The organism is Microcystis sp. LE19-10.1B (assembly GCF_027530565.1).
Taxonomy (GTDB): Bacteria; Cyanobacteriota; Cyanobacteriia; order Cyanobacteriales; family Microcystaceae; genus Microcystis; species Microcystis aeruginosa.
Genome location: NZ_JAPZQM010000481.1, coordinates 1 through 2,131, shown reverse-complemented (window position 1 = coordinate 2,131; position 2,131 = coordinate 1). Strand labels below are relative to the sequence as shown.

Sequence of the window (2,131 nt, the reverse complement as noted above, 5' to 3'; positions counted from 1 at the left end):
GAAATATTATGGAGATTTTTAAAATATGAATGGATTGAATTTAGCGCCTATAAAGACCGAAAGAGCCTCCTCGCTTACGTTAAAAAAGTGCTGGACAATTTTGGAGGCGAGTATGTAATTAATTTTGCCTAGGTACTTACTAGCTTGACTATTCTAAGTTATGCTATAACACCTGTACTAGGCTTAAATTTAGATATATCCACGATTTTAACTGATTTATTGCTTGTTATAGTATCATATTTTGTGGCACATCTTTTTTTATCTGCTGCTTCTTCATATTTCGGAGTTCCCTATTCACCATTTCTTGTTAATATAATGTTTTTTGGAGCTATCGTTATGGTTAATCTTCGCCGAATAGCGGAGGTAACTTGTTCACAACAACTTGCACAAGTCTTCAGTTTTTCTATTAATCATTGCCTACGCTAATTTTTTTTTAAAATGACGAATATTTATATATTCTAATGATAACAAAAGCTCCATATTTAAGGCTTTAACTAAAGATTACTTTGTTATAAACATCTGCCATCTCTACCTCAATCCTCAAAGATTTTAAAGGAACAATAATGTTAGTTTCATAAGCGGTAAAAAAACAGCGATCTCGCAGAGATCCGCTTTGCGGTGCGCCTTCTTCTTGAAAATGTTCAATATAACATCGCCAATTGAAGTCTGAATTGGCAGTTATAGTCATTTCAATTAAGATTGAGAATATCAATGCTAGAGTTAATCAGGGTTTCATCGGTCTAGAGCGTATCAGACTTATCTGAAATGACTATATCAGTTTACTGTCTTCCCACTCCCCAATTCATAATTCATAATTCATAATTCCCCAAACCCTCACCGCTCAAGGAATTAGAAGTTTCACAGCATAATTAGGAGAGATACCTTGACTTTTGCGGCGGCTTGGGTTATGATTCTCTTATAATCGGATATCTGTGTTTATCACCAACTGCTTAGATTTCCATTATGAATAAAGTCTTTTAAAAATATTATCCCAAAATCTGCCGACAAAAGCAAGGAAAATTTTGCCGTCAATTGTTAAGTTTTGTTAAGAAAAATACCAAGAGCGGCAAGGAATTTCTATTCCTTGCCGTTGACTTTGGCCGGACTCACCACTTCTTATAGGATAAAAACTTACCCGACATGGTAATTTTAACGCGATCGCCTTTAGGGTCTTCCTCCTTATCCACGTCGAGGGTAAAATCGATCGCACTCATAATACCATCGCCGAATTTTTCATGAATCACCGATTTTAGCGGCATTCCATACACCTGCATGATCTCGTAGAAACGATAAATCAGGGGGTCGGTGGGGACAACAGGACCCAATCCCTTGACAGGATACTCGGTTAAGGATGCGACGATTTCGGTTCCCAGTCCCAAAGCTGCCACAATTTTCGTTGCTTCTTCTAGGGAGGCGCTCGCTTGCCGGTAAAAAACAGCGGCAATCCACACCTCATCTCTCCCTAGAATCGCTTCTAGGTCAGCGAAACTGAGGCCTTTTTCCTTCTTCGCTTCCAATAGTTTTGCAGTAATTTCGGGTATCATCGCTTATTTTTGCAGAATTTGTCTGCTTCTAGTTTACCTGAACATCAGTTATATAAGTAAAAGTTATGACATTGATAAAAAAACATTCCTTAAAACCCCTTTACATAACTATAAAAAGCCGATAGTATTAACTCATGTCAAACAACGAACCTTGACAACCTAATACATACAGAAATTATCCAACCATGACCACCACTCTACAACAGCGCGAGAGCGCTTCCCTGTGGGAGCAGTTCTGTCAGTGGATCACCAGCACCAACAACCGTCTCTATATCGGTTGGTTCGGTGTCATCATGATCCCCACCCTGCTCACCGCCACCACCTGCTTCATCATCGCCTTTATCGCCGCTCCTCCCGTAGATATCGACGGTATCCGCGAGCCTGTAGCCGGTTCTCTACTCTACGGAAACAACATCATCTCCGGTGCAGTTGTTCCCTCTTCCAACGCGATTGGACTCCACTTCTACCCCATCTGGGAAGCAGCTTCCTTAGATGAGTGGTTATACAACGGTGGTCCCTACCAGTTAGTCATTTTCCACTTCTTACTAGGTGTCTTCTGCTACCTCGGTCGTCAGTGGGAACTGTCT

At 40.4% G+C, this 2,131-nt stretch carries 3 protein-coding genes and 1 pseudogene; 2 read left to right on the top strand and 2 right to left on the bottom strand.

What is annotated here, in order from left to right:
* Positions 1-132 (top strand): annotated as a pseudogene (locus tag O9332_RS17350) (IS630-like element ISMae24 family transposase); the annotation flags it as partial.
* A gap of 358 nt (positions 133-490) precedes the next feature.
* Here the strand turns inward: O9332_RS17350 and O9332_RS17345 are convergent.
* Positions 491-688 (bottom strand): hypothetical protein, encoded by a 198-nt coding sequence (locus O9332_RS17345; RefSeq protein ID WP_002761095.1) that lies wholly within the window; start codon positions 686-688, stop codon positions 491-493.
* Between the two features lie 418 nt (positions 689-1,106).
* Positions 1,107-1,544, bottom strand: coding sequence for a cyanase (gene cynS, locus O9332_RS17340; RefSeq protein ID WP_002761093.1), 438 nt, complete (start codon positions 1,542-1,544; stop codon positions 1,107-1,109).
* Positions 1,545-1,729: 185 nt separating this feature from the next.
* On the opposite strand from cynS, the gene O9332_RS17335 reads away from it, so the two are divergent.
* Positions 1,730-2,131: photosynthetic reaction center family protein (locus O9332_RS17335; RefSeq protein ID WP_502846658.1), on the top strand; the 402-nt coding region annotated here is incomplete at its 3' end.